The organism is Streptomyces sp. A012304 (assembly GCF_026008495.1).
Taxonomy (GTDB): Bacteria; Actinomycetota; Actinomycetes; order Streptomycetales; family Streptomycetaceae; genus Streptomyces.
The window spans coordinates 22583-48244 of record NZ_BQUN01000095.1; the positions used below are offsets into that span (position 1 = coordinate 22583).

Genomic DNA, 25662 nt, shown 5'->3' on the forward strand with positions numbered 1-25662 from the left:
GGCGCCCGGACACAAGGACCCGCCGCCGAGCGCCGCAGCCGCGGCGACACCCGTCCGCCCCGTGGCCACCGCCGAGGTCGGCGGACGTGCGCCACCCCACCGCCCGCCGCAGGCCTGAGCGCCCCACCTGCGTCACGGGCCCGGGCGGCGAGCCGCGCCGAGCCCGGCGGCGTCCGGGCCGAATCCCTTCGCCCAGCCCGGCGGCATCCGGCCCGAACCCCTTCGCCGAGGGCGGCGGGCGTGTGCCGGCCGCCCCACGCGCGCGGGACCGAGGGCCGCCCCCCGCCCGTCGGAAGGCCGTATTCGCGCGGCGGCTGTGAAGGAACGCCCCTCCGGCGCACGAACGCCCTGCCGGCTTCGGCCCGTGGCCTCGCTGGAAGGTTGTGCCGCGTGGACATCGGCATCACGACGCCCACATCCCATCGCGATGTACAGCGCGGTGGTCCGCAAGCCGTGATCCCCGGCGCGCGCCGGACGACGCCGAACGGATTCCGCGGAAATTGACGATCCTTCAATCCACCTGCGTAGACGTCCCTTTTCCAGGCCTGTCGGCAGGGTTCCGCATCACAATGCGGCAGCAGCACCTCACCCCAAGTGGTTGTTCACTTGACTACCGGCGGTCACTCACGGTTGGCTCCGAGCCAGCGACAGCCTCCCGCCGGTGCACACCCTCGTCGTTCCGGCGGCGCTCGCCCCGTCCTCCTGCTCTGCCGCACAGCGAGGTGCAGCCCCCCATGAACACTCCCCTCCCCGCTTCCCGGTCGCGCGGTTCCTCCAGATCCGTGCCGCTCGCCGCGCTGACCGCGGTCTGCTGTCTGCTGCTCGCCGGCTGCTCCGGCGCCGCCGCGTCCGGCTCGGACGCGGACACGGCGGGCCGCTCGGGCGACCGGATGAAGGTCGCCCTGGTCACGCACGGCGGGAAGGGCGACACCTTCTGGGAGCTGGTGCGCAAGGGCGCCGACGCGGCGGCCGCCAAGGACGGTGTCGAGCTGACCTACGCGAGCGACGCCGACGCCGCCGGGCAGGCCCAGCTGGTGCGGGACGCGATCCGCGACCAGGTCGACGGGATCGCGGTGACCCTGGCCAAGCCGCAGGCGATGAAGAGCGCGGTGGCCGAGGCCAGGGCGGCCGGCATACCCGTGGTCGGCCTCAACTCCGGTATCGACGCCTGGCGCCCGCTCGGCGTCATGGAGTACTTCGGCCAGGACGACAGCGTCGCCGGCCGTGCCGTCGGCGACCGGCTCGACGGCCTCGGCGCGCGGCACGCCCTGTGTGTCATCCACGAGCGGGGCAACGTCGCCCTGGAGGCGCGCTGCGCGGGCGTGAAGAAGTCGTTCGCCGGCGACACCGACATGCTCTACGTCGATGGAACCGACATGGACGCGACGACCACCGCCGTGACGGACCGCCTCCGGCAGGACCCCGACATCGACGAGGTCGTCACCAACGGCGCCCAGTACGCGCTCGCCGCGGTGCGGGCCGTCGACACGGCGGGCAGCAAGGCCGAGGTCGCCACCTTCGACCTCAGCGCGGACCTGGTCGACGCGGTCCGCGACGGCCGCGTGCAGTTCGCGGTGGACCAGCAGCCGTATCTCCAGGGCTACCTCGCCGTGGACGGGCTCTGGCTGCACCGGACCAACGGCAATATCAGCGGCGGTGGTGTGGCCCCCGTCCTCACGGGCCCGGCCTTCGTCACGAAGGCCAACGTCGCCGAGGTGGCGCGTTTCGCCGCCGACGGAACCCGCTGAACGGGCGGCCGACCGCTCTCCGTTCCTCCCCCGATCCCTCCGCTCCCCCGCCCCCACTCCCCGCTGATCGCCCTAGGACGACCATGTCTCCACGGACAGGTGGCCGGCGCCGCCGTCTCGGCTCCATACGTCTCTCCCTGATCCTCCTGGCGCTGGTGCCCGGCGTCACCCTCACCGCCATGTGGGGCGTGACGACGATCCAGATGTTCTCGGAGGGGCTGCGGCTGCGCGAGCAGACCGAACTGAGCCGCTCGACCGGCGCCATGGGGACCGAGGCGACACTCGCGTTGCAGCAGGAGCGCAGCCTGTCGGCCGTATGGCTGGCCGACCCCCGCGGTTCCCGGGCCCCGCTGGAGGCGCAGCGGAAGGTGACGGACGCGGCCGTCGCCCGGCTGGTCTCCCGGGCGGACGACATCCAGCAGGCGCCCGCCCGCGTCCGCGACCGGCTGTACTCGGTCGTGGCCTCCGTGGGCAGCCTGGAGTACTACCGGGGCCAGGTGGACGACCCCGTGCACATCACCGCCGCGCAGGCGCTGGACCAGTACACCTCGATCATCGACGACCAGATCCACGCCTTCCACGAGCTGTCCCAGGTCGACGACGGCGACCTCACCTCGCAGGCCGGCCCGCTCGTCGGCCTGGAGCACACCGCCGAACTGGTCTCCGAGGAGGACCTGCACCTCACCCTGGCCGGGCCCGAGGGGCGGATGGACCAGAAGGAGTGGGCCGAGTTCGCGCAGACGGTGAACACCCGCCGCTGGCTCGTGCAGGACCAGGTCCTCCCCTCGCTCACCGGCGACGCGAGGACACAGACGGAAGAGATCCTGAACAGCCGGGAGTGGCATGCCCTGGAGGCCGTGGAGGACAAGGTGCTCGCGGCCCGGGCGAACCAGCGGGAGAACGGCGACATCCCGCTGCCGGACGTGCAGAAGGAGTGGCGGGCCGCGCTCATCGAGGTCTCCGACCAGTACTCGGTCCTCATCCGCGAGCAGACCGCGGGGCTCCTCCAGCGCAGCGCGGACGAGGCGCGCGACCTGCTGGTCAAGGCCGGGGCGCTGAGCGCCGGCGGGCTGGTCGCCCTGCTGCTGTGCGTCGGCATGTCCTGGCGGATCACCCGCTCGCTCTCCCGGCGGCTGCGCGGGTTGCGGATGGCGACGCTGAGCCTCGCGCACGAACGGCTCCCGGACGTGGTCGCCCGGCTCGACCGGGGCGAGACCGTCGACGTGGACTCGGCGACCCCGCCGCTGGACTACGGCGGCGACGAACTCGGCCAGGTGGCGCAGGCGTTCAACACGGCACAGCGCACCGCCGTGCACACCGCGGTGGAACTCGCCGACACCCGGCGCGGCTTCCAGAAGGTCATCCTGGGCATCGCCCGGCAGAGCCAGAACCTGGTCAACCTCCAGCTGAGCAAGCTCGACGCGCTGGAGCGCCGGCACCAGGACCCGGAGGTCCTCAAGGGCCTGTACGAACTGGACTCCGCCGCCAGTCAGTTGCGCCGGTACGAGGAGAACCTCGTCATCATCAGCGGCGGCCGGCCCGGACGCCGGTGGTCGGAGCCGGTGTCGCTGATCGACATCCTGCGCAGCGCCGTCGGTGAGGTCGCCGAGTACCAGCGGGTGGAGGTGCACGCCGACGAGGAGGTGGCGATCGCGCCGCCCGCCGTGGCGGACGTGATCCATCTGCTGGCCGAGCTGATCGACAACGCGACCTCCTACTCGCCGGCGCCGAACCCGGTCGGGGTGCGGGCCGCGATGGTGGCCAAGGGCCTGGCGATCGAGGTCGAGGACCGGGGCCTGGGCATGTCCGAGGAGGACTACGCCTCGTTCAACGCGCAGTTGGCGGTGGAGCCGAAGTTCGACGTGGTGGCGCTCGCCGACGACCTGCGGCTGGGCATGTTCGTGATCGCCCGGCTGGCCACCCGGCACGGCATCGCCGTGACGCTGCGCTCCTCGCCGTACGGCGGGACCACGGCGATCGTGCTGGTCCCGCACGACGTCGTGGTCCGCGAAACATCCGACGCAGCGCTCGCGGCGCTCCCGGCGGTCCCGCAGGAGGGCCCGCCGGACGACACGGCCGTCCCGCCGCAGCCCTCGTCGGCCGCGGAGGGCGGCGGCACGTCCGGCGCCGAGGCCGATGGCACATCCCTCGCGGAGGCCGGCGGTCCTTCCCTCGCGAAGGCCCGAGGTATGTCCCTCGCGGCCCCGGAGCACAGCAGGCCGGACGAGGCGCGGCACGCGGGCGTCGGCGACGACACCTGCGGGGCCGGGCCGGGAGCGCCGGCCGGCGCGGGTGTCCGGGCGCGCGGGGCGACGGCGGCGACGGCCACGGCGGCACCCGCCCGCCCCGACGGCCTCGCCCCGCTGCCCCGCCGGATCCCGCAGACCAGCCTCGCCGACGAGCTGCGCGAGGAGCCCGCGCCGACCGAGGAGGACGGTTTCCCCGACGACTTCACTGCGGAGCGCGCGGCCTCTTCCCTCGCCGGTTTCCAGCGCGGCACGCTGCGGGCACGCGACGACGACGCCGACGAGCCGCCGTCCGCCCCCGAGGAGACGGCCGCCGCGCCCGCCCCCGGCCCGCGGGTCACCGCCGCGGGCTCCGCCCAGACCCCGACACCGCCCGCCGACCGCTCATGAAGGACACCGCCATGACACACTCCGTCCCCGCCACGAACACCCAGCTCGACCAGTTGCTCACCGGTCTGGTGGACCGGGTCGCCGACGTGCACCAGGCCGTCGTGCTCTCCGAGGACGGGCTGGTGGTGAGCAAGTCCACCGGGTTCCCGCGCGAGGACGCCGAACGGCTCGCGGCGACCGCGTCCGGGCTGATGAGCCTCAGCAAGGGCGTCAGCATGGACTTCCGCGGCGGCCCGGTGCGCCAGGCGCTCATCGAGATGGCGCGCAGCTACCTGATCCTCACCTCGGCCGGACCCGGCGCCCATCTCGTCGTGCTGACCGGCTCCAACGCGGACGTCGGCGTGGTGGCGTACCAGATGAACATGCTGGTGAAGAAGATCGGTGAGCACCTCAGCGCGGCGCCGCGGACCGGTGGCGGTCCCGCCGTGCGCACCCACGGCGGGTGAGGTGACCGGAGACGACGAAGCCGGCCGGCTCGTCCGGCCCTTCACCCTCACCGGCGGGCGGACCCGGCCCAGCCGCGCCGACTTCACGCTCATCACGACGGTGACCGCGGTGGACCCGCCGCCCGAGCGGGCCGCGCGGCCGCAGCCGGAGCACATCCGGATCCTGCGGCTGTGCGCCCGGCCGGTCGCCGTGGCGGAGGTCGCGGCCCGGCTGGACCTACCGGTGAGCGTGGTCGTCATCATGCTCTGCGACCTGCTGGAGGCGGGCCTGATCACGGCCCGGCCGCCGCGTTCCGTCGCCGGGGCCCCGGATCTGGAGCTGCTGCAGAAAGTGAGGGACGGCCTTGGCCGCATCTGATGCCACCGCCGCCGGGACGCTCGCGGCGCCCGACGCGGTGAAGATCCTCGTCGCCGGCGGCTTCGGGGTCGGCAAGACCACCATGGTCGGATCGGTCAGTGAGATCCCGCCGCTGCGCACGGAGGAGCCGCTGACCGTGGCCGGGCTGGGCGTCGACGACCTGAGGGGCATCGAGGAGAAGCGGTCCACGACCGTGGCCCTCGACTTCGGGCGGATCACCATCGGCGACGATCTGGTGCTGTACCTCTTCGGCACCCCGGGGCAGCAGCGGTTCTGGTTCATGTGGAACGACCTGGCCGTCGGCGCGCTGGGGGCGGTGGTGCTGATCGACGTGCGCAGGCCGGAGTCGAGTTTCGCCGCGATCGACTTCTTCGAGCGGCGGGGCATCCCCTTCGTCGTCGCCGTCAACGGCTTCCACGGGCGACACCCCTATCCGGCGGAGGAGATCAGGGAGTCGCTGGCGCTGCCGACGGACGTTCCCGTGCTGCTGTGCGACGCGCGGGAGCGGGAGTCGTGCCGGGACGTGCTGATCGCGCTGATCGACCGGCTGATCGCGGACGTCGTGGCCTGAGTCCGGTCAGCGGGCCCCCGCGGCGCGCAGGACGGCGGCCGTGCCCGGGTGCGGTCCGGCCAGCGCCCACTCCAGCGGCGTGCGGCCACTGCCGTGGTCCTCGCGGAGGTTGGGGTCGGCGCCGTGGTCGAGGAGGGCGCGGACGGTCTCGGTGTGGCCCCAGCAGGCGGCCGCGCACAGGGGTGTGCCCTCGGCGCCGGGGCCGGCGCTCTCGGCGTCGGGCGGGGCCCCGGCGGCGAGCAGCCTGCGGGCCAGGGCGGCCGAGCCGTTGACACTGGCCGTGTACAGCGGGGTGGTGCCGTCGCGGTCGGCCGCCGCGGGGTCGGCGCCGGTGCGCAGCAGCGCGTCGACGCGGGGCGCGTCGTCGCACAGCACCGCGCCGATCAGGCCCTGGGTGAGTTTCTTCTGCCGGCGTCTGTTCACAGGGCGGGACTCCGACCGGGCCGCCGGCGCGGCTCGTTCACCATTGCGCGAGCGCCGGCAGCAGTTCGGCCGCCGCGGTCACGTCCCCGGTCAGGGGGCGGTCGTCGAGTCCGGCGGGCAGTGCGGCGTCGGCCAGGGTGTAGGCGGGGGTCGGCGGCGGCGCCGGGTGCAGGCGCAACGCCCTCACGGCGGTGACGAGTTCGCAGGCGAGGACGGTGACGTAGGCGTCCGTCGCGCGCAGGGTCTGCCGGGCGGCCTGCCCGGCGAAGCTGGCGGCCTCCTCCAGGCCGTGGGAGAGGACGGCGTGGCCGGTGGAGGCGGGCGCGGCGCACGCGCGCAGCTCCGCGAGCGCCGAGTTGGCGGTGTACTCCAGGATCATCGTGCCCGAGCTGCTCGCCGGGCCCGCGGCGAGGAACGCGGGCAGGCCGGTCAGCGCGGGGTCGCCGAGCGCCGTCAGCCGGGCGACGGACAGCTGGGCGGTCTGCAGCAGGGCGAGGTTAGCGGCCTCCAGGGCGAGCCCGAGGGGTGCGGCGAAGAAGCCGCCGTGGTGGTAGGCCGCGGTGCCGTCGGGGGCGACGAGGGGGTTCTCCGAGGGACAGTTGATCTCGACCTCGACGACCTCGCGCAGCCGTTCGGAGGCGTCGAGGGCACAGCCGTGGACCTGGGGGAAGGCACGGAAGCCGTAGGGGTCCTGGATCCGGCGGCCGGGCCCGGACGGCCGGTCCGGCAGCCCGAGCAGCCGCCGCACCTCACCGGCCGCGCGGGCGGCTCCCGGGTAGGGCCGCAGGGCGTGCACGTCGGCGGCGTAGGCCTCCGACGAACCGGAGACCCCGGCCAGCGACAGCGCGGCCACCACGTGCGTGGCCCGCAGGAGCCCGTCGAGCCGCTCCCGGCCGATCGCGGCCTGCGCGAGCACCAGAGCGTTGCTGCTGAGCAGCGCGAGCGCGTCACCGGGGAGGAGGGTGACGGGGGCGGGAAGACGCCCGGAGGAGACGTCGGGGCGCGGCCTCGACACCGGTGCGGGCTCCATCCGCCGACGGCGAGGACCGCTCCCCCGGGCGCCGGCCGGCGGCTCCACCGGGGTGACGGCCCCGTGCCCGGGCTCCTCGTCCGCCCGGTGCGGGCAGGAGGCGTCCCACGGCGGAACCGACCGCCCGTCGGTGGGGTCATCCGGGTGCGGCCCGCGCGAGGCGCCCGCCGGCCGCCCCTGCCGCAGGCCCGCCCACTGCTCGGGCGAGGCGTGCGTCGGCTCCCCGGGCCGTGGCTCGGTGCGCGGCCCGGCCGCGGCGTCCGTGAACCGCCCCGCCCCGGCACCGTCGGGCTCCTCGGAGGAGACGCCGTCCGGAGGGACTGACGGCACGTCGGTGGGCGGCCCGGGTGAGGTGTCCGGCGAGGGGACGGCGTCCCGCTGACCCGGTACGGCGTCCGGCAGGTGCCCGGCCGCAGGGGCGGCCCGCGGTCCGGGCCCGGCCTCGTTCTCCGGTGCGGGTGGGGACAGCCAGGGGCGTTCGCCGATCAGGGTCAGGCCGGTCTGGGCCAGGGCCGTCAGGTCGCCGGTGCCTATCCCGCCGTACTCGTGGACGGCCGGGTGGACGCCGAGGCGGAGGGCCTCGGCGAGGGCGTCGATGAAGGCGGGCTGGATGCCGGAGCCGCCGGCGAGGAGCTGGTTGGCGCGGATCGCGAGCATCGCGCGGATCTGACGGGCGGGCAGCGGGGCGCCCGCGCCGCCCGCGTGGCTGCGCAGCAGCCGCAGGCCGTGGCCGGTCTCGTCGTCCTCGTCGACGGTGACCGAGCGGTGTGCGCCGACGCCGGTGCCACGGCCGTAGAGCCGGCCGGCGGCGGCCAGCCGCTGGGCGGCGTGCCAGGAACGTAGGGCCCGCTCCCGGGCCCCGGGGTCCACGGCGGGCACGGCCGCGCCGTCGGCGAGCGCGATCAGCTCGCCGACGGTGAGGGTCGTTCCGTCCAGGACGACCCGGCCGGCCTCCGGGACGGGAGGCACCTGGGCCGCTCCCGGTGCTGTGGTGTCCAAGCCGCGAACGTCAGCCCAGGCCGACCGACTTCAGCCAGGCCTTGGCCACGTCCAGCGGGTCCTTGCTCTCCAGCTGCACCTGGTAGTCCAGGTCGAGCAGCGTCTTGGTGTCGAGCTTGGCGGAGACGGCGTTGAGCGCGGCGACGCCCTCCTGGGAGAGGCCGCTCTTGTAGACCAGCGGCGTCACGTTGGCGAAGCCGAAGAGGTTCTTCGGGTCCTGGAGGACGACGAACTTCTCCTTGGTGATGGTCGGGTCCGTGGTGAAGATGTCCGCTGCCTGCACGGTGTTCTTCTTCAGCGCGGCCTGGGTCAGCGGACCGCCCGCGTCCAGCGCCTTGAAGGTCTTGAACTTCAGCCCGTAGACCTCCTCCAGGCCGACCATGCCCTGGTGACGGGTCTGGAATTCGGGCGAGCCGCCGAGGACCAGCTCGGGCGCGATGTCCTTGAGGTCGGCGAGGGTGGACTCCCCGGTCAGGTTGTACTTCTTCGCGGTCTCCGCGTTGACCGTGACGGAGTCCTTGTCCTCGGCCGGCGACGACTCCAGCAGCGTCAGCTTGGAGTCGAGCTTGGTCTTCACGGCGGCGTTCACGGCCGCGAGCGAGGTCTGCGCGGCCTTCGGGTCCAGGTAGGCCAGCAGCGAGCCGTTGTACTCCGGCAGAACGGTGATGGAACCGTTCTTGAGCAGGCCGTACGTGGTCTCGCGGCTGCCGATGTTGGGCTTGTAGGACACCTTGATGCCCTTGGCCTTGAGGGCCTCGCCGTAGATGTCGGCGAGCAGAATGCTCTCGGCGAAGTTGTTGGATCCGACCACGACGGTCCCGCTGTCCGCCTTGTCCTCGGCGAGCGGGTCGGTGGTGTCGTCGGACGAGGAACATCCCGCCAGCAGGACCGTCATCGCGGCGAGCACGACGGCCGTCGCGCCGGGGTGGTTCCTGAAGGGCCTGCTGCGGTGGGCGTTGGAAGTCACGTTTCCCGTTCCGGGCTCTGGGGGGTCAACGGCGGAAACCTCTGGCCTGATCCAATCCACCCGCTTCTTGATCAGTCAAGTATCACCGGGTTACCGATTGGCTTCGATTGCTGGCCAGTTGTGGTCCAGATCGGACTGCGCTTCGTAATGGATTCTTGACTTGGGGCCACGCCTCGCCCGCAGGAAGAAGCGATACTGTCACCGCAGTTGACGTCGGCCACAGCGGCGCGCATGTGTGCAATACCCCCATGAAGGAGGCCCGGTGTCCACGAAACCTGTGGACGCGCCCCGCTCGGCATCCCCGTCCGCACGCCGGGGGCTGCGGGGTTTCGCCGACCGGTGGCCCTTCCAGCGCAAGCTCAACGTCCTGGTCGGCATCCCGCTGACGGTGATCGCGCTGCTGCTGAGCTACCTCATCGTCGACCTGGTGAACGAGTCGAACCGCGCCGAGTCGGCGGCCCGGCTGGTGCGTGACAGCACGCAGGTCGCCCAGTTGGTGGCCGCGGTGCAGACCGAGCACCAGCAGGCGATCCTGCTCTCCGTGCGCCACGAGGCGTCCTTCGACGGGGGCACGCCCTCCAGCACCGCCTACCGGGTGGCCCAGCTCGACGTGGACGCGCAACTGCGCAAGGTGCGCGAGATCTTCGGCGACCGGCTGCCGGCCACCGAGGCGCAGGCCCTGAGGGAGATCGAGGGTCTCGCCGGTCTGCGGGACACCATCGAGGCGGGCTACCTGCCCGCCGACAACATCGACCCGGCGTACGCGGGAGCCGCCGACGGCCTCATCGACGGGCTGGGCCTCGACCGCAACTCCGCCCTCGCCACCACCTTCACCGGCAACCTGCTCGACTCGCTGCTGCGCGCCGACGCCGCGCACGGCGCCTTCGAGACCGGCGTCTTCTCGGCGCGCACGGGTGACAGCAACGCCCTCATCGAGTTCACCGGCGCGGTCGGCTCCTACGATGTGTACACCTACCAGACCGAACGTTTCGCCCGGTTCGCCACCGAGGCACAGACCGACGAGCTCAACGGCATCGAGCACAACCCCGCGATGGCGACGATCGGCCAGCACTACGCCGAACTGGCCGTCGACCCCAGCGCGTTGCAGGTCGAGTCCACCGCCGAGCTCCGCACCACCTTCCGGCAGGCGCTCGACTCGTACCACCACTACAACGAACAGGCCGAGACCCGGCTGCAGATCACCGCCTCACTCATCGGCCAGATCGCGGACCGGGCCGACGACGCCGCCACCAGCGCCCGCTGGCGCGCCTGGCTGCTGCTCAGCCTGGCACTGCTCGGCTTCGCCGCCTGGATCACCTTCGCCGTGCTGGTGCGCCGCTCCGTGATCCGCCCGGTGCTGGCGCTGACCGGTGCCGCGCAGGAGGTCGCGGACGTCGCCGGACGCGAGCTGGCCCGGGTGGCGGACGACGACGCCGAGGAGAGCGGTCCGCCACGGCTGCGCGAGCTGCCGGTCACCGCGGACGACGAGATCGGTGAACTCGCCGACGCCTTCAACAACGTGCAGACGACCGCTGCCGCGCTGCTGGAGCGCCAGGTGCTCAGCCGCCGCAACGTCGCCGAGATGTTCGGCAACGTCGGACGCCGCGTCAGCAACCTGACGACACGCCAGCTCGCCCTGATCGACGCGGTGGAGCGCGGCGAGACCGACCCGGAGCTGCTCGAGCGCCTCTACTCCATCGACCACATCGCGGTCCGTCTGCGGCGCAACGCCGACAGCCTGATGCTGCTGGCCGGGATCCGCGAGACCGTCCTGGACGCCGATCCGGCCGCGCTCACCAACGTGGTCCGTGCCGCGCTCGGCCAGATCGAGGGCTTCCAGCGGGTACGGCTGCACGCCGGGACCGAGGCCATGGTCGAGCCCGACATCATCGGCGACCTCACGCTGATGGTCGCCGAACTCGTGGAGAACGCCGTGTCGTTCTCGCCCGAGGGCAGTCCCGTCGAGGTGGCGGTCGACTCCGATGACGGCGGAGCGACGATCACCATCGCCGACCACGGCCTCGGCATGAGCGCCGAGCGCCTCGCGGAGGAGAACGCCCGTCTGGTGCGCCGCGAACGCCTCGACCTCGTCCCGACGAAGGTGCTCGGCCTGTTCGTGGTCGGTGCGCTGGCGCGCCGCTGGGACATCGCCGTCACCCTCTCCCGCACTCCGGGCGGCGGTGTGACGGCGGAGGTGTCGATCCCGTCCGCGCTGCTGCTGACGCTCGGCGCGGTGGGCGTACCGGCGGCCGTCCCGTCCTCGTCGGCGGCCGAGGCGCCGTCGTCGGCGGGCAGCCCGACCGGTCCCTCCGCGTCGACCTCCACCCCCTCCTGGGCGTTGGACGACGACCGGAGGCCGAGCCCCCTGCCGCGCCGTGTCCCCCGCCGCGACACGGCCCCGGCCGAGGACACGGCGCCTTCGTCCACCGACGGAGCGAAGGACGCCGTGCCCGCGCCGCAGGACGCCTCAGCCGCCGGGCAGGACCGCGTGCCCGCGACGCCGGAGCACGCGCACGCGCGGCAGAACGGCGCGCACCCGCGGCAGGACGCCGTGGCCGCCGCTCGGGGCGCCGCACACGCGGCGCAGGACGCCCCGCGCGCGTCCACCGCCCTCAGCCGTACGGCCGAGGGCGGGGCGGACGACCGTACGACGGAGCCCGCGGCCCACGGCGACACGGCGGAACGCCCCGCACCCGGCGGTCCGGCAGGGTCCTCGGCGCACGCCCGTGCGACCGGGTCCGACGCCCGGCACGAGCACCGCGGGGCGCGCGCCGAGGAGCCCACGGACCACGCCGAACGGGCGCGGCACACGGCGCCGGCACGCACCGGCGACGTCGCGGGACACCCGGCCGACGGCACGGCGCCCACGGCCGACGCCCCGCCCCCGGAGCGCGCCCGCGGCACCGACGCCGTCCGCCCGGCCGGCTCGGTGGAGCCGGCCGCCGGACAGGTCACCGCCGGTGGTGCGCGGCCGTTGCGGCGGCGGGTGCGGGGGGCGACCCTGCGCACGACCGCCGACGCCGCCCAGCACACGGCGCGCCAGGCCGTGCGGCCCGCAGACGCGGACGCCGTGCGCAGCGCGCTGGAGGAGTTCGAGGCGGCCGTGGAACGCGCCCACCGCGACACCGGCGGCGGTACCGGGGAGCACCCCCGCCCCGTCGTCCCGCACGCCGCCGACGACAATGACCCCGAGAACGACGACCACCGGAATCCCACGCACCACCAGAACCACCTTCCGGAAGGAGCCGAGCAGTGAGCACGTCGACAGGTGGGACTCCCACCGGAGACGCCACGCCGACCGACCTGCGGGCCGCGGCAGCCGACTTCACCTGGCTGCTCAACCGTTTCGCCACCGAGACCGCGGGGGTGGTGGACGCCATCGCGGTGTCCTCCGACGGCCTGCTGATCGCCGTGTCGGAACTGCGTGAGCACGCCGACTCCGAGCGGTTGGCCGCGATCGTCTCCGGCATCACGAGCCTCGCCGCGGGTGCCTCCGGCAACTACGGACTGGGCGGCCTGAACAAGGTCATCATCGATCTGGAGGGCGGCCATGTGCTGGTCTCCGCGATCGGCAGCGGCGCCGTGCTCGGCGTGGTCACCGACAAGGAGGCCAAGCTGGGCAACATCGCCTACGAGATGACCGTGTTCGCCAACCGCGCCGGTGCCGCGCTCAGCCCGCAGCTCGTGCTGGAGCTGAAGAACAGCGTCGGCGCCGGCAGGTCGCGCTGACCGGCTGTCACCGCACAGACCGCCGGTCCAGAGAGGAAGCGAACCAGCGATGGCGGACGGCCGTACTCCGCGCGGCGCCGGTGAGGACGGCGTCGTACCGGTCGGTCCCGCGCCCGCCGTACGGCCCTTCCTGGTCACCGCCGGCCGGGTGGCGGGCGCGGGCGAGGCCGCGTCCGGCCGGCCGATGCCCGTCGAGACCCAGCTGGTGGCCACGGCCGCCGGGCTCGACGCGCTCGACCGGCTCTCCTTCGAGCAGCACGACATCGTCGCCGCCTGCCGGGTTCCGCAGTCGATCGCGGAGATCGCGGCCCGGCTGCGGCTGCACCTGAACGTCGTGCGGGTCCTCGCCGAGGACCTGCGCGCGGCGGGGCAGCTGTCGGTGCACGTGCCCGACTCGGGCGCCACCCATGACGCGTCCGTCCTGCGCCGGCTCATCGATGGCCTCCGCGCCATCCCCGACTCCCGGGGGGTACTCCGTGACTCCGACTGAACCGCTCGCCCGGCACTCCGGCGGGCAGGCCCTGGTACGGCCGCCGCTGCCGGTGAAGCTGGTGATCGCGGGCGGCTTCGGCGTGGGCAAGACCACCGCCGTCGGCGCGATCTCCGAGATCGAGCCGCTGACCACCGAGGCGGCGATCACCGAGGTCGCGGCCGGGGTGGACGACCTGACCCACACCCCGCGCAAGACCACGACCACGGTGGCGATGGACTTCGGGTGCATCACCATCGACCCGACGCTGAAGCTGTACCTGTTCGGCACGCCCGGGCAGGAGCGGTTCGGGTTCATGTGGGACGACATCGTGGAGGGCGCGGTCGGCGGGCTCGTCATCGTCGACACCCGGCGTCTCGACGACTGCTACGCCGCCGTCGACTACTTCGAGCACAGGCGGATCCCGTTCGCGGTCGCCGTCAACGCCTTCGACGGCCACGTCGAGCACACGCTGGACGAGGTCCGCTGGGCCCTCGACGTGGCCGAGGGCGTCCCGGTGCTGGTCTTCGACGCCCGCGAGCGCGGTTCGGTACGGGACGCGCTGCTGGTGGTCCTGGAACAGGCGCTGGCCCGGTCGGAGCGGTGAGGGACGGGGAACACCCCGCCCGCGTCACGTCGTGCGGCATCGACGCCGTCGCCGTACGCCCGACCGCCGCGGAGCGCCTGACGGCGCCGGCGCGATCCGCCCGGCGGTCCGGTCATACAAGTGCGCGCCTTCTCCCGTCGTACGGCTGAACAGGAAAGCCTTACGGCGAAGGGGACACGATGGCAAAGCGATCCGCGAAGCTGGCGGCCACCGGGCTGGCGCTCGGCGCGGCCCTCTCCCTGCTCGGGACGGCGCAGAGCGCGCCCGCCGCCGCGCAGGGCGTGAGCACCACCGCACAGGCGATCCCGGCCGCACCGGGCGGCGCCCAGGCCGCGCCCGCCGCCACCGCCGACTACGCGGCGACCGTGCAGGTGAACAGCAACCTGCGCGCGGCCCCGTACACCAACAGCCGCATCTGGGGCACCACGACGGAGGAGTCCGAGGCCGGCATCGCGTGCTACACCCGCGCCCAGCGCGTCACCGCGGGCGGGTACACCACGGACGTCTGGTACTTCGGGCAGGTCATCGACTACCGCGCGGGCCACACCTACAACCACGTGTGGGTATGGGGCGGCAACGTCAACGTCGGCGCCGACCCGGCCCCCGGCATCCCCGCCTGCTGACCGCCGCTAGCCGCCGCTCCTGCGCACCCCGGGTGACACCGTCACCCGGGCGACCGCCCAGAAAAGCCCCAGCGTCGCCAGGGCCATCGCGGCGGTCAGGGTGGCGCCGCCCACGACCTTCTCGTAGTCGCGCTGGTAGAGGCCGTCGATGATGTAGCGGCCGACGCCGCCGAGGCTGACGTACGCGGCGATGGTGGCGGTGGAGACGATCTGGATGGCCGCCGAGCGCAGACCGCCGAGGATCAGCGGGAGCGCCACGGGCAGTTCGACCCGCAGCAGGATGCCGGCCTCGCGCATGCCCATGCCGCGGGCGGCGTCCACGGGTGAGGGGTCGACGGAGCGGACGGCCTCGTAGGTCGTCACCAGGATCGGCGGGACGGCCAGGACGACCAGCGGGATCATCACCGGCACGAGCCCGAAGCCCAGCAGGACGAACATCAGCACCAGCAGACCGAAGCTGGGCAGCGCCCGCGCCGCCGTGGCGATCAGCGCGAGCGTGTTGCCGCCGCGTCCGGTGTGGCCGGTCAGCAGGCCCACGGGCAGGCCGATGACGGCGGCGATGGCGAGCGCGGTCAGCGAGTACTGGGCGTGTTCGAGCAGCCGGGTGGGGATGCCGTCGTAGCCGTGCCAGCGGGCGCTGTCGCTGAAGAAGGCGCTGACGAAGCGGAGCACGTTCATCGGACGGCGTCCTCCAGGGCGACCGCGGTCGGTTCGGGCCGGGCCTGGGCGCCGGCCGTGCGGCCACCGCGCGGCATCCAGGGCGTCAGCAGCACGCGCAGGCCGATGAGCAGGGCGTCCACGACGATGGCCAGGACGGCCGTGCCGATCACGGACAGCCACACCAGACGCGGCTGGTTGTAGATCATGCCGTCGTGGAGCAGATTGCCGAGCGCGCCCTGGTTGCCGATGAGCGTGCCGACGCTGACGAGGGAGATGCTCGACGCCGTCGCCACCCGCAACCCGGCGATGATCGCGGGCGCCGCGATCGGCAGCTGCACCTGGACGTAGCGCCGCAGCGGCCCGAAGCCCATGGCGGTGGCGGCGTCGAGGGTCTCCTGCGGCACCGAGCGCACGCCGTCCACGATCGCCGGGACGAACACCACCAGGCTGTAGACGGCCAGCGGGATCATCACGGTGATCTCGCTCTGGCCGGTGTAGTCGATGAGGACGACGAAGAAGGCGAGCGAGGGGATCGCGTACAGCACGGTCGTCACCCACAGCACGGGCGGGTACAGCCAGCGCAGCCGCACGCACAGCTGGGCGACGGGCAGCGCGACGACCAGACCGGCCAGCACCGGGAGCAGGGCCTCGCGCACATGCAGTCCGACCAGGCCGAGATAGCTGTGCTGGAGGTCGCTGGGGAGGTCGAACAGGCCGTTCACCGCACGGTCTTCCGGGTCTTGCCGTCCGCCGCGTCCCGCGGGCCCGTCGGGGCCGGGCGGGCCCTGTCGTCCGCGCCGGCGCGTCCGCGCGCGTGGGCGCCGCGGATCGCCTCGCCGATGGCCTGCTGGGAGACGACGCCGCTCACCCGGCCCTCGCCGTCCACCGCGACGGCCCAGCCGGTGGGCGAGAGCACGGCGCAGTCGAGCGCGGCCCGCAGCGAGCCGGTACCGGCGACGAACGGCCGTCCGTACGGCAGCAGTCGCTCCACGTCGACCTTGCCGGCGGTCAGCTCACCCGGTTCGCTCCAGCCGAGCGGCTTGCCGTCCAGGCCGGTGACGAGGAGGTAGGGCACGTCGGCCGTGGCGCGGTCGGCGATCTGCTCGGCGGTGGCGTCGATCGCGACCACCGGACCGGTCAGCAGCTCCAGTTCCCCGGCGGAGAAGAAGGACAGCCGCCGGATGCCGCGGTCGGTGCCGAGGAAGTCCTCGACGAACGCGTCGGCGGGGTCGGACAGCAGCTCGGCGGGCGGCGCGTACTGGGCGAGGCGGCCGCCGGTGCGCAGCACGGCGACCATCGTGCCGAGCTTGACGGCCTCGTCGATGTCATGGGTGACGAAGACGATCGTCTTGCCCAACTCGTCCTGGATGCGCAGGAGTTCGTCCTGGAGGCCCTTGCGTACGACGGGGTCGACGGCGGAGAACGGCTCGTCCATCAACAGCACGGGCGGGTCGGCGGCCAGCGCCCGGGCCACGCCGACGCGCTGCTGCTGTCCGCCGGAGAGCTGGTAGGGGTAGCGCTTGGCGAGCGAGGCGTCGAGTCCCACCCGGTCCATCAGCTCCCGGGCCCGCGCGCGGGCCCGGTCCTTGCTCCAGCCGAGCAGCCGGGGCACGGTGGCGATGTTGTCGACGATCGTGCGGTGCTGGAAGAGTCCGGCGTTCTGGATGACGTAACCCATGGAGCGGCGCAGGGTGTCGACCGGCTGCTGCCGGCTGTCGACGCCGTCGATGAGGATCGTGCCCTCGCTGGGTTCGACCATCCGGTTGATCATGCGCAGGGTCGTCGTCTTGCCGCATCCCGAGGGGCCGACGAGGACGGTGATCGCGCGGTCCGGTATCTCCAGGGAGAGCCGGTCGACCGCCACCGTGCCGTCCGGGTATCGCTTGGTGACTGAATCTATCCGTATCAAAACGCCGAATACCCTTCGGGTCTGGCCGTTTCCGCCCGCTCTCGACCGTCTGAGGCCGGGCCGTTGCGGGGAGAGTCTAAACCTCTTGTGTTGCGGGGGGTTTGACGGCCGAGGGCGGGTTCACCGGATCAACAGGCCGCCACCGCCCCGCCGCGCGTGGCGCGCGCTCGCCTCGATGGCGCGCTGATTCCCGCTTTCCCCACAGGCGTGGCTCGGGGATCCCCCGGAGACGGGCCCGACGCTGTCCGACTACAGCGGCCCGTACCGCCCGGACGCCTCCGACGTCGGCTGGGCGACCCGGGCAGGGCGGGCCGCCGGCTCCACCGGTGGCCCGCCCTGCGCGTACCCGAAGCGCCAGGCCAGCACGATCGCCGTCCATCCCAGCGTCCACAGGCCCACCGCGAGGGCCCCCACCGTGAGGCTCATGCCGCCGCGGCCCCCGCTCCCGTCGCCGTGGGGAACCCCGGGGTGCGCAGCACGCGCCGTTCCGCGTCCACCGCGTACACCTCGCAGCCCTCCTGCCCGGCCGCCCACTCGACGCCCTCCGCGCCCATCGCGAAGGCGGCCGTCGCCACGGCGTCCGCGACGGTCAGCGTCGGGGCGACGACGCTCACGCTGAGCAGCCCGGTCGCCGGCGCCCCGGTGCGGCCGTCGACGATGTGGTCACCGCGCTCGTAGCGCGCCGAGGTCGCCACCGCCCCCTCGGTCAGCTCCAGGACGGCGCACAGCTTGTCGGCGAACTCCGGGTGCCGTACGCCGACCCGCCACGGGCCGCCGCCGACGACCACGTCACCGCCGGCGTTGAGGCAGAACCGGCGGGCCCCGGCGGCCGTCAGCAGTCCGGCCGCCCGCTGCACCGACCAGCCCTTCACGATCGCGCAGGGGTCGAAGTCCCGGCCGGGTGGGCGGGCGTCGAAGGCGCCGCCGGTGGCGAGCCGGTACCGCTCGCACAGGTCGAGGACCTCCACGAGGTCGGCGCTCAGGTCGCCGGCCGGCAGCTCGCCACGGCCGTACCGGGACACCTCGCTGCCGGCCTTGAACGGGCTGAACCGCTCGTCGACCTCCCGCAGCCAGGCGAACACGGCGTCCGCGGTCTCCTCACCCACGTGCTCGTCGTCGACGCGCAGGGAGACGGGGAAGCCCATGACGTGTTCGACGCGGTGCACGTCAGGCGCCCCGCGCGTCGATCGCGGCCTGGAGGGACTCCTTGTAGCCGTCGCTGGTGATGGTCGCGCCGGAGACGGTGTCGATGTCCGCGCTCTGCGCCTGGAGCGTCTGAGCGATCAGCTTCGGCACCGCCGCAGTCGTCTGCGGATGATTCGGCTGCTTCAGCATCCGCACCGCCGAGATCCCGTCACCCGCGAAGGTGACCTCGACCTGCACGTCACCCTTGTCGGTGTTCACGGTGGGGCCCGCGACGACCCGGGAGGCGGCCGAGGCCGACGCGGACGCGGCCTGCGCGTCGATCGCGGCCTGGAGGGACTCCTTGTAGCCGTCGCTGGTGATGGTCGCGCCGGAAACGGTGTCGATGTCCGCGCTCTGCGCCTGGAGCGTCTGAGCGATCAGCTTCGGCACCGCCGCAGTCGTCTGCGGATGATTCGGCTGCTTCAGCATCCGCACCGCCGAGATCCCCTCACCCGCGAAGGTGACCTCGACCTGCACGTCGCCCTTGTCGGTGGTGACGACGGTGCCCTTGACGACGGTGGCCCCGGACGCGGAGCCCGTCGAGGCGGCGGACGGCGTCGACACGGGCGCCGCGGCCTCCGTGGTCGACGCGCCCGTGGACGGCTCGTACCGCCAGACCGGGACGAGGCCCGCGATGGACAGGATCAGGACAGGTATGGCTCGCTTCACGATGTCTCTCTCATCCCGCCAGGCTGAAGCGTTCGAAGTGGATCTGCTGCTTGGGCACGTCCAGCTCCCGCAGGCTGCCCAGGACCGCGTTCATCATCGGCGGCGGCCCGCACAGGAAGACGTCCCGGTCCGCGATGTCCGGCACGAGCCGGATCAGCTCGCCCGCGGCCAGCAGATCGGGCACCGGCGGCCCGGTGACCAGGTGCAGCTCGGCACCCTTGGCGTGGGCGAGGTCGCGCAGCTCGTCGTAGAGGACGGCGTCGCGGTCGGTGCCCACCCGGTAGATGACGACGGCGTGGCCGTGCAGCTCCTCCAACAGGGCCCGGATGGGGGTGACTCCGACGCCGCCGGCGACCAGGACGGCCTCCGGCCGGGTGCGGTGCATCGCGGTGAACGCGCCGTAGGGGCCCTCCGCGAAGACGCGGGTGCCGGGCGCGATGTGGCGCAGCCCGGCCGAGCCGTCACCGGCGGCCTTGGCGGTCAGGCGCAGGGTGCGGCCGTCGGGCGCGGCCGACAGGGAGAACGGGTTCGCCTGCCACCAGCGGTCCTTGGTCAGGAACCGCCACAGGAAGAACTGGCCCGCGCGGGCCGGCAGCCGGTCCAGGTCGCGGCCGGTGATGTACACGGAGACGACGTTGTCGGACTCGGGGACGACCCGCTCGACGCGCAGCTGGTGGCGCCAGTTCCGCCACAGCGGCAGCACCAGCCGGCCCACGAACACCGAGCCGAGGGCGACGGTCCACAGGCCGTACCAGTAGGACGTGGCGGCCGAGTTCGACGTGAACGTCGTCCCGACGGCGACCTGGTGGGTGAAGGCCAGCACCACGGCGACGTAGGTGTACAGGTGGATGAAGTGCCACGTCTCGTAGGCCAGCCGGCGTCGCGCCCAGCGGGCGGAGACGGCGCCGACGACCAGGATCAGCCCCGTCGCGACGACCGCGCGGAACACGCCCTCGACGGTCTCGGCGAGGTCGACGAGCTGGCTGACCGGGTCCAGCGAGGAGGACTCGGCGTAGCCGAAGGCGATGAACACCACATGCCCGACCAGCGTCCACAGCAGGCCGAAGCCGGTCCAGCGGTGCCAGTTGGTCAGCCGGTCCATGCCGATACGGCGGTCCAGCCAGGGCAGCCGGGCGACCAGCAGCAGCTGGAACGCCATCAGCAGGGCGGCGTACAGGCCGATGAACCGGCCGAGCACCACCAGGGCGTTGGACGCGAAGCCCGCCTGGACGGCGAACACGGTCACGGCGGCCGCGTTGGCGGCCAGCACGGCGTACAGGCCGGTGCGGGCCACCACTTTGGGCCGTATCGCCGTGGTGGGGGCGGGAGGCGACTGGACTGTCGTCACGGACGGAAACTCCTTGATCGGGTCCTCAGGACACTGAGCTTCGCAATCCCGAGCTGTCGATATCCTGTCGTACAACTTTCAAGAGCTTATCGATCTGTGCGCACGGGAGACCGGGGCCTGGTGGAGGGGGACGCGTGCCGCACTATGAGCGGGTGGAAAAAGTGCGACTCCTCGTGGTGGACGACGCCCCGCCGATCGCCGATCTCGTGGCGACGGTCGCCCGGTACGAGGGCTGGGAAGCGGTCACCGCGAACACGGGCGAGGAGGCGCTGCGCCGCGCCGCGGAGTTCCGCCCGGACATCGTGGTGCTCGACCTCATGCTGCCCGACCTGGACGGCTTCGGCGTCCTCGACCGGCTGCGCCGCTCCGGGACGATGGTGCCGGTGGTGTTCCTCACCGCCCGCGACGGGGTCGCCGACCGGGTCGCTGGACTGACCCGGGGCGGCGACGACTACCTGGTCAAGCCGTTCGCGGTGGAGGAGCTGATGGCGCGGCTGCGGACCGTGCTGCGGCGCAGCGCGGGCCCCGCCTTCCAGCGGTCGGTCCTCAGCGTCGGTGACCTGACGATGGACGAGGACACCCGTGAGGTGCGGCGCGGCGAGCGGACGCTGACGCTCACGCCGACCGAGTACGAGGTGCTGCGCTACCTGATGCGCAAGTCGCCGACCGTGCTGACCAAGGCGCAGATCCTCGACCATGTGTGGGAGTACGGCTTCGGCGGCCGCTCCAACGTCGTCGAGCTGGTCGTCAGCCGGCTGCGCCGCAAGCTCGACGCGACGGGCGCGCCGCTGATCCACACCGTGCGCGGCTTCGGGTACGTGATCCGGCGGGCGGCGGAGTGATCGGCCGGTTCGTGCGGGCCTACCGGGGCCTGCGGCTCGGCACCCGGCTGGCGCTGGGGCTCGGCGCGCTGTCGCTGGTGGTGTTCGCGGTGGTCGGGACGGCCCTGACGACGTACATGCGGGACTATCTGTCGGCGCAGCTCAACGAGCAGCTGAAACTCGCCCAGCTCGCCCAGTCCAAGAGCATCGCCGAGCACGGCACCCTCCAGGGCAAGAAGTACTACCGCTGGTACTACGCCGTGTACGACGTGTCCGCCGGCACGCCCGTGCTGCGCACGCCGGAGGAGCCCACCGACGTGCCCGACGACGTCGAGGAACTGACCTCCCTGGCGAAGGCGCAGAGCGCGGCGCACACCGAGCTGGTGCGCACCGAGCACCTCGCCGGCAAGGGGCTGTACCGGCTGCGTGCCTGCGAGGTCGAGCCCGGTGTGGTGCTGGTCAGCGCCGCGCCGATGGACGACATGGAGGACACTGTCGGGCGGCTGGTCAAGATCCAGGTGGTGGCGTTCGGCGTCGCTCTGCTGGCACTGGTGGTGCTCGGCCGGAAGATGCTGCGGCGCGGGCTGAAACCGCTCAGCGACATGGCGCACACGGCCCACGGCATCACCTCGCACGATCTGACGGAGTCGGCGGCCCGGCTGCCGCTGCGCGCGGACCGGCCGGGCGGCGGTGCGGAGGTGGAGGAGCTGCGCACGGCGTTCAACACGATGCTGGAGCACATCGACCGCTCCCTCGCCGTGCGCGCGCAGGCCGAGCAGCGGCTGCGGCGCTTCGTCGCGGACGCCTCGCACGAACTGCGCACCCCGCTGATGTCGGTGCGCGGCTACGCGGACCTCTTCCAGTACGCCGCCGCCAACGCGCCCGAGGAGCGCGACAGGCATCTGGCGCGGCTGCGGGCCGAGGCCGCCCGCATGGGCGTCCTCCTGGACGACCTGCTGCTGCTGGCCCGCTTGGACGCGGCGGAGATCGAGACGCCCCTGCGGATGGAGGACGCCGACCTGACGGAGCTGGTCGAGCAGGCGGCCGACGCGTTCCGCGCGAGCCACCCCGGCCATCCGCTGACGGTCGCGCCGGGCCCGAAGGCGGTACGGCTGCGGCTGGACCCGCAGCGGGTCCGGCAGGTCCTGGACAACCTGCTGACGAACGCGGCCGTGCATACCCCGGCCGGCACACCGGTGTCGGTGGAGGTGGCGCTCGGCGCGGACGCGGCGCTGGTGCGGGTCACCGACGCGGGCCCCGGCATCCCGCCCGAGGACCGCGAGCGGATCTTCGACCGCTTCTACCGCGTCGACAAGGCCCGCAGCCGGGACCGCGGCGGCAGCGGCCTCGGCCTGGCGGTGGCCCGTTCCCTGATCACCGCCCACGGCGGCACCCTCACCCTCGCCGACACCCCCGGCCGCACGGCCTTCACGGTCGCCCTGCCCCTGACGGCGCCGACGCCGCCCGGTGACGGAGGTCCTGGGGCGGGCCCGGCCGTGGACGGCGCCGCACCGGGCGCGGCCGGGCTCCGGCGCATCGGACCTTTGAGCCGGTGAGCACGCGGGTACGGTCCCGTCCGTGGCTTATGTACTGGAGAACGCGGCCGCGGCGAACGACCCCTGGGAGGGCGTGGACGCCGACGCGCTGACGCGGGCCGTGCGGGCCCAGGAGGCACGTCCGGTGCCGGGGATCGAGGACATGGCGGCCTACCTGTACGCCCAGGTGGCCGACACCTCCCACCGTGACGTCGTCGGGCCGCTGCTCGACGGCGGCGGCGCGAGCGGTGTCGTCGTGCGGCGCGGCACGGTCCTCGCGGCCTGGGGCGATCCGACGCGCGTGGAGATGGCGTACAGCGCGACGAAGAGCGTGCTGTCCCTGGTCGCCGGCGTCGCCCACGACGACGGTCTGCTGCGCCTCGACGAGCCGGTGTCCGCCTCGCTGACCCTGCCGCAGTTCGCCGACGGCCACGGGCGGTCGGTCACCTGGAGGCATCTGCTGGAGCAGACGAGCCAGTGGGAGGGCACCCTGTGGTCCAAGCCCACCGCGGCCGACGCGCAGAGCGCCCACCGGTACGCCGGGTCCGTGGGCGGCCCGCCCGGCACGGGCTGGGCCTACAACGACGTCCGGGTCAACCTCACCGCCCTCGCGCTGACGGCCCTGACCGCCCGCTCCCTGCCCGACCTGCTCCGCGAGCGCGTGATGTCCGAGGTCGACGCGTCCGCCTCCTGGTCCTGGCACGGCTACGACACCTCCTACGTCGAGGTCGACGGCAGCCTGCTGCCGGTGGTGTCGGGCGGTGCGCACTGGGGCGGCGGCCTGTGGATCAGCGCCCTCGACCTGGCGCGGATCGGCCAGCTGTGCCTGCGCGGCGGCTCCTGGAACGGCAAGGAGGTGCTGTCCGCCCGCTGGATCGAGGAGCTGTGGACGCCGTGCCGGGTGAAACCGGACTACGGCCTGTCCTGGTGGCTCAACGACCTCCGCACCGTGTGGCCCGCCGCCCCCGCCACCGGCCGCTGCGCCCGGGGCAACGGCGGCGGCCACCTCCTGTGGGTCGACCCGGCCCGCGACCTGGTGATCAGCTCACGGTGGGGGGCGCGGGTGGAGCGGCTGCTGGCGCAGGTGTCGGCGGCGGTGCCGGAGTGCGGAACGCGTCCGTCGTCCCACGGTGACGCGGGCGGCGGCGCGCCGGGGCGGGGAGCGTCCGTCGTCCCACGGTGACGCGGGCAGCCGACGCCGACCGGGGTGGCCGTCCACGGGCGGCCACGGGCGGACGAACGGTTGTGCGGTGGGCGGGATGAGCGGCGGGCGGCACGGGCAGACATCTCCCAGCCCCACCCCGCATCTCTCCGCCGCACCGCACCCCGGTCGCCCCTCCGCCCGCACACCGTCGGTTTCCGGACACCGCGTCGTCACACCGGAGGGGAACCTTTCTCCCGTCCCCTGCCCTGCCTCGCCCCCCGATCCGTCACCCGCCGAGCGCGGGGTGACGCGGAAGGACGACGTGCGCCGTGTCCCTGCTGCCGCTCGACGGTCCCGCCTCCCCGACGCCCCACGCGGACGACCGCCCCCTGCCGACCCCCGCTCCCCGCCCCGCCCTGACCTCCGCCGCCGTCCGCCGCGCCCTGAGCCTGCTTCCGCTGCTGCTGCTCGGGATCTGGGCCGCGATCGACTGGCGGGCCGTGCGGGACGGCGCCGCCCACCTCGCCACCGCCGACCCCTGGTGGCTGCTGGCCGGGCTGCTCTTCACCTGCCTGGGCTGGGTCGCCGCCGCCTGCGTCCGCCAGGGCGCGATCCCCGACCGGCTGCCCAAGGGACTGCTGCTCGCCTCCCAGGTCGCCGCGGGCGCCGCGAACCATGTGCTGCCGGCGAGCATCGGCGCCCACGCCGTCACCGTCCGCTTCCTGCGACGCCAGGGCGTCCCGCTCCCCCGCGCCACCGCATCCATCGCCCTGTATTCACTGGTCAGGGCCCTGGCGAAGACACCGCTGGTGCTGGTGTTCCTGCTGGCGGCGCCCGCCGCCGTACCGCCCGCCGCGCTGCTGCCCGACGGGCGCACCCTGCTGCTGGCCGGCGCGGGCCTGCTGCTGGTCCCCGCCACGGCCACCGCCGTCCTGGCCCTGGTCCCCGCCTGGCGGCGCCCCGCGCTGTCCTTCGTCCGTACGGCGCTCACCGACGCCCGTCGTCTGCACACCCGGCCCGCCCGCTGGCTGCCCCTGTGGGGCGGCGCGCTGGCGGCCCCGCTGCTCCAGGCGTGCGTGGTCGCCTCGGTCGGCACGGCGCTCGGCGTGCCCCTGTCCTGGACCCAGCTGGTCTTCGCGTTCCTCGCCGCGAGCACGGTGGGCGGCGCGGTCCCCGCCCCGGGCGGCATCGGCCCGATCGACGCCGCCCTGGTCCTCGCCCTGGCCGGCTACGGCACCCCGCTCGCCCTGGCCACGGCGACGGTCATCGGCTATCGCGTGCTGACCGTCTGGCTGCCGCTGCTGCCGGGCATGCTGGTGCTGTCCGCCCTGGTGCACCGCGAGGCGCTCTGAGCGGCCGTCACTCCTCGGCCGGCGTCAGGCGCAGCGAGACGCTGTTGATGCAGTACCGCTGGTCGGTGGGGGTCGGGTAGCCCTCGCCCGCGAAGACGTGCCCGAGGTGCGAGCCGCAGCGCGCGCACCGGACCTCGGTGCGCACCATCCCGTGCGAACGGTCCTCGATCAGCTCCACCGCGTCGCTGTCCTTCGGGTCGAAGAAGGACGGCCAGCCGCAGTGGGAGTCGAACTTGGTGTCGGAGGTGAACAGCTCGGCACCGCAGGCCCGGCAGGAGTACACGCCGCGCGTCCTGGTGTCGGTGTACTCACCGGTGAACGCGGGCTCCGTCGCGGACTGGCGCAGCACGGCGTATTCCGCCGGGGTCAGCTCCGCCCGCCACTGCTCGTCGGGCTTTTCGACGTCGTACGACATGAGGGCCAACCCCTTGCT

25 protein-coding genes are annotated in these 25662 nt (G+C 73.6%); 14 read left to right on the forward strand and 11 right to left on the reverse strand.

Annotated features, from left to right (window positions below; genetic code table 11):
• Positions 1-734 precede the first annotated feature (734 nt).
• From ALMP_RS20125 to ALMP_RS20145, 5 genes are all read left to right on the forward strand, one after another.
• Positions 735-1748 (forward strand): substrate-binding domain-containing protein, encoded by a 1014-nt coding sequence (locus ALMP_RS20125; protein ID WP_264930243.1) that lies wholly within the window; start codon positions 735-737, stop codon positions 1746-1748.
• 83 nt (positions 1749-1831) lie between these two features.
• The gene (locus tag ALMP_RS20130; RefSeq protein ID WP_264930245.1) at positions 1832-4384 is read left to right on the forward strand and encodes a nitrate- and nitrite sensing domain-containing protein; all 2553 of its coding nucleotides are present in this window, start codon (positions 1832-1834) and stop codon (positions 4382-4384) included.
• Between the two features lie 11 nt (positions 4385-4395).
• The gene (locus tag ALMP_RS20135) at positions 4396-4830 is read left to right on the forward strand and encodes a roadblock/LC7 domain-containing protein (protein WP_264930247.1); all 435 of its coding nucleotides are present in this window, start codon (positions 4396-4398) and stop codon (positions 4828-4830) included.
• Between the two features lies 1 nt (position 4831).
• Positions 4832-5188, forward strand: coding sequence for a DUF742 domain-containing protein (locus ALMP_RS20140; RefSeq protein ID WP_264930248.1), 357 nt, complete (start codon positions 4832-4834; stop codon positions 5186-5188).
• Positions 5175-5759: an ATP/GTP-binding protein gene (locus ALMP_RS20145; protein ID WP_264930250.1), complete on the forward strand. Its 585-nt coding sequence runs from the start codon at positions 5175-5177 to the stop codon at positions 5757-5759. The genes ALMP_RS20140 and ALMP_RS20145 overlap by 14 nt, the downstream gene beginning before the upstream one ends.
• A 6-nt stretch (positions 5760-5765) precedes the next feature.
• Here the strand turns inward: ALMP_RS20145 and ALMP_RS20150 are convergent, their stop codons facing one another.
• From ALMP_RS20150 to ALMP_RS20160, 3 genes are read right to left on the reverse strand one after another with little or no spacing between them, the layout of a single operon-like run.
• Positions 5766-6182 (reverse strand): ankyrin repeat domain-containing protein, encoded by a 417-nt coding sequence (locus ALMP_RS20150; protein WP_264930252.1) that lies wholly within the window; start codon positions 6180-6182, stop codon positions 5766-5768.
• A 37-nt stretch (positions 6183-6219) separates the two neighbouring features.
• Positions 6220-8211 (reverse strand): aromatic amino acid lyase, encoded by a 1992-nt coding sequence (locus tag ALMP_RS20155; RefSeq protein ID WP_264930254.1) that lies wholly within the window; start codon positions 8209-8211, stop codon positions 6220-6222.
• Positions 8212-8221: 10 nt separating this feature from the next.
• A complete protein-coding gene (locus ALMP_RS20160; protein WP_264930256.1) occupies positions 8222-9178 on the reverse strand; it encodes an ABC transporter substrate-binding protein in 957 nt (318 codons plus the stop codon).
• A 262-nt stretch (positions 9179-9440) separates the two neighbouring features.
• Between ALMP_RS20160 and ALMP_RS20165 the strand changes: the two genes are divergently transcribed.
• From ALMP_RS20165 to ALMP_RS20185, 5 genes are all read left to right on the forward strand, one after another.
• Positions 9441-12434: an ATP-binding protein gene (locus tag ALMP_RS20165; RefSeq protein ID WP_264930257.1), complete on the forward strand. Its 2994-nt coding sequence runs from the start codon at positions 9441-9443 to the stop codon at positions 12432-12434.
• Positions 12431-12907 (forward strand): roadblock/LC7 domain-containing protein, encoded by a 477-nt coding sequence (locus ALMP_RS20170; protein WP_264930258.1) that lies wholly within the window; start codon positions 12431-12433, stop codon positions 12905-12907. Before ALMP_RS20165 ends, ALMP_RS20170 begins: the two co-directional genes overlap by 4 nt.
• A gap of 49 nt (positions 12908-12956) precedes the next feature.
• On the forward strand, positions 12957-13397 hold the full coding sequence (locus ALMP_RS20175; RefSeq protein ID WP_264930260.1) for a DUF742 domain-containing protein: 441 nt from the start codon (positions 12957-12959) through the stop codon (positions 13395-13397).
• Positions 13384-13983 carry an ATP/GTP-binding protein gene (locus tag ALMP_RS20180; protein WP_264930262.1) on the forward strand — a complete coding sequence of 200 codons (600 nt, stop codon included), beginning with the start codon at positions 13384-13386 and terminating at the stop codon, positions 13981-13983. The genes ALMP_RS20175 and ALMP_RS20180 overlap by 14 nt, the downstream gene beginning before the upstream one ends.
• A 179-nt stretch (positions 13984-14162) precedes the next feature.
• Positions 14163-14606, forward strand: coding sequence for a hypothetical protein (locus ALMP_RS20185; RefSeq protein ID WP_264930264.1), 444 nt, complete (start codon positions 14163-14165; stop codon positions 14604-14606).
• 6 nt (positions 14607-14612) lie between these two features.
• Here ALMP_RS20185 and ALMP_RS20190 read toward each other — a convergent pair whose 3' ends face one another.
• The 7 genes from ALMP_RS20190 to ALMP_RS20220 all read right to left on the reverse strand — a co-directional run bounded on the left by ALMP_RS20190 (position 14613) and on the right by ALMP_RS20220 (position 20377).
• Positions 14613-15284 carry an ABC transporter permease gene (locus ALMP_RS20190; protein WP_264930266.1) on the reverse strand — a complete coding sequence of 224 codons (672 nt, stop codon included), beginning with the start codon at positions 15282-15284 and terminating at the stop codon, positions 14613-14615.
• Positions 15281-15988, reverse strand: a complete 708-nt coding sequence (locus ALMP_RS20195; RefSeq protein ID WP_264930267.1) for an ABC transporter permease — start codon at positions 15986-15988, stop codon at positions 15281-15283. Before ALMP_RS20195 ends, ALMP_RS20190 begins: the two co-directional genes overlap by 4 nt.
• Positions 15985-17175 (reverse strand): ABC transporter ATP-binding protein, encoded by a 1191-nt coding sequence (locus ALMP_RS20200; protein WP_264930268.1) that lies wholly within the window; start codon positions 17173-17175, stop codon positions 15985-15987. Before ALMP_RS20200 ends, ALMP_RS20195 begins: the two co-directional genes overlap by 4 nt.
• A 249-nt stretch (positions 17176-17424) precedes the next feature.
• Positions 17425-17601: a hypothetical protein gene (locus ALMP_RS20205; protein WP_264930270.1), complete on the reverse strand. Its 177-nt coding sequence runs from the start codon at positions 17599-17601 to the stop codon at positions 17425-17427.
• Entirely contained in the window at positions 17598-18341 is a 744-nt protein-coding gene (locus tag ALMP_RS20210) for an FAD:protein FMN transferase (RefSeq protein WP_375803509.1), read from the reverse strand. The genes ALMP_RS20205 and ALMP_RS20210 overlap by 4 nt, the downstream gene beginning before the upstream one ends.
• Position 18342: 1 nt before the next feature.
• A complete protein-coding gene (locus ALMP_RS20215; protein ID WP_264930272.1) occupies positions 18343-19029 on the reverse strand; it encodes an FMN-binding protein in 687 nt (228 codons plus the stop codon).
• Positions 19030-19039: 10 nt separating this feature from the next.
• Positions 19040-20377 (reverse strand): ferredoxin reductase family protein, encoded by a 1338-nt coding sequence (locus ALMP_RS20220; RefSeq protein ID WP_264930274.1) that lies wholly within the window; start codon positions 20375-20377, stop codon positions 19040-19042.
• A 152-nt stretch (positions 20378-20529) separates the two neighbouring features.
• On the opposite strand from ALMP_RS20220, the gene ALMP_RS20225 reads away from it, so the two are divergent.
• The 4 genes from ALMP_RS20225 (at position 20530) to ALMP_RS20240 (ending at position 25229) form a co-directional block, all read left to right on the forward strand.
• Complete coding sequence (locus ALMP_RS20225; RefSeq protein ID WP_264930562.1) at positions 20530-21219, forward strand: response regulator transcription factor; 690 nt, start codon at positions 20530-20532, stop codon at positions 21217-21219.
• On the forward strand, positions 21216-22754 hold the full coding sequence (locus tag ALMP_RS20230; protein WP_264930277.1) for a cell wall metabolism sensor histidine kinase WalK: 1539 nt from the start codon (positions 21216-21218) through the stop codon (positions 22752-22754). Before ALMP_RS20225 ends, ALMP_RS20230 begins: the two co-directional genes overlap by 4 nt.
• A gap of 22 nt (positions 22755-22776) precedes the next feature.
• The gene (locus ALMP_RS20235; protein ID WP_264930279.1) at positions 22777-23916 is read left to right on the forward strand and encodes a serine hydrolase; all 1140 of its coding nucleotides are present in this window, start codon (positions 22777-22779) and stop codon (positions 23914-23916) included.
• 290 nt (positions 23917-24206) lie between these two features.
• Positions 24207-25229 (forward strand): lysylphosphatidylglycerol synthase transmembrane domain-containing protein, encoded by a 1023-nt coding sequence (locus ALMP_RS20240; RefSeq protein ID WP_264930281.1) that lies wholly within the window; start codon positions 24207-24209, stop codon positions 25227-25229.
• A gap of 7 nt (positions 25230-25236) precedes the next feature.
• Here the strand turns inward: ALMP_RS20240 and msrB are convergent, their stop codons facing one another.
• Complete coding sequence (gene msrB / locus ALMP_RS20245; protein WP_264930283.1) at positions 25237-25644, reverse strand: peptide-methionine (R)-S-oxide reductase MsrB; 408 nt, start codon at positions 25642-25644, stop codon at positions 25237-25239.
• Between the last annotated feature and the right edge of the window lie 18 nt (positions 25645-25662).

Coding starts and splice junctions, on each gene's coding strand:
- ALMP_RS20135 (WP_264930247.1), top strand. CDS start 4,396: ATGACACACTCCGTCCCCGCCACGAACACCCAGCTCGACCAGTTGCTC.
- msrB (WP_264930283.1), bottom strand. CDS start 25,644: ATGTCGTACGACGTCGAAAAGCCCGACGAGCAGTGGCGGGCGGAGCTG.
- ALMP_RS20205 (WP_264930270.1), bottom strand. CDS start 17,601: ATGAGCCTCACGGTGGGGGCCCTCGCGGTGGGCCTGTGGACGCTGGGA.
- ALMP_RS20175 (WP_264930260.1), top strand. CDS start 12,957: ATGGCGGACGGCCGTACTCCGCGCGGCGCCGGTGAGGACGGCGTCGTA.
- ALMP_RS20130 (WP_264930245.1), top strand. CDS start 1,832: ATGTCTCCACGGACAGGTGGCCGGCGCCGCCGTCTCGGCTCCATACGT.
- ALMP_RS20125 (WP_264930243.1), top strand. CDS start 735: ATGAACACTCCCCTCCCCGCTTCCCGGTCGCGCGGTTCCTCCAGATCC.
- ALMP_RS20185 (WP_264930264.1), top strand. CDS start 14,163: ATGGCAAAGCGATCCGCGAAGCTGGCGGCCACCGGGCTGGCGCTCGGC.
- ALMP_RS20190 (WP_264930266.1), bottom strand. CDS start 15,284: ATGAACGTGCTCCGCTTCGTCAGCGCCTTCTTCAGCGACAGCGCCCGC.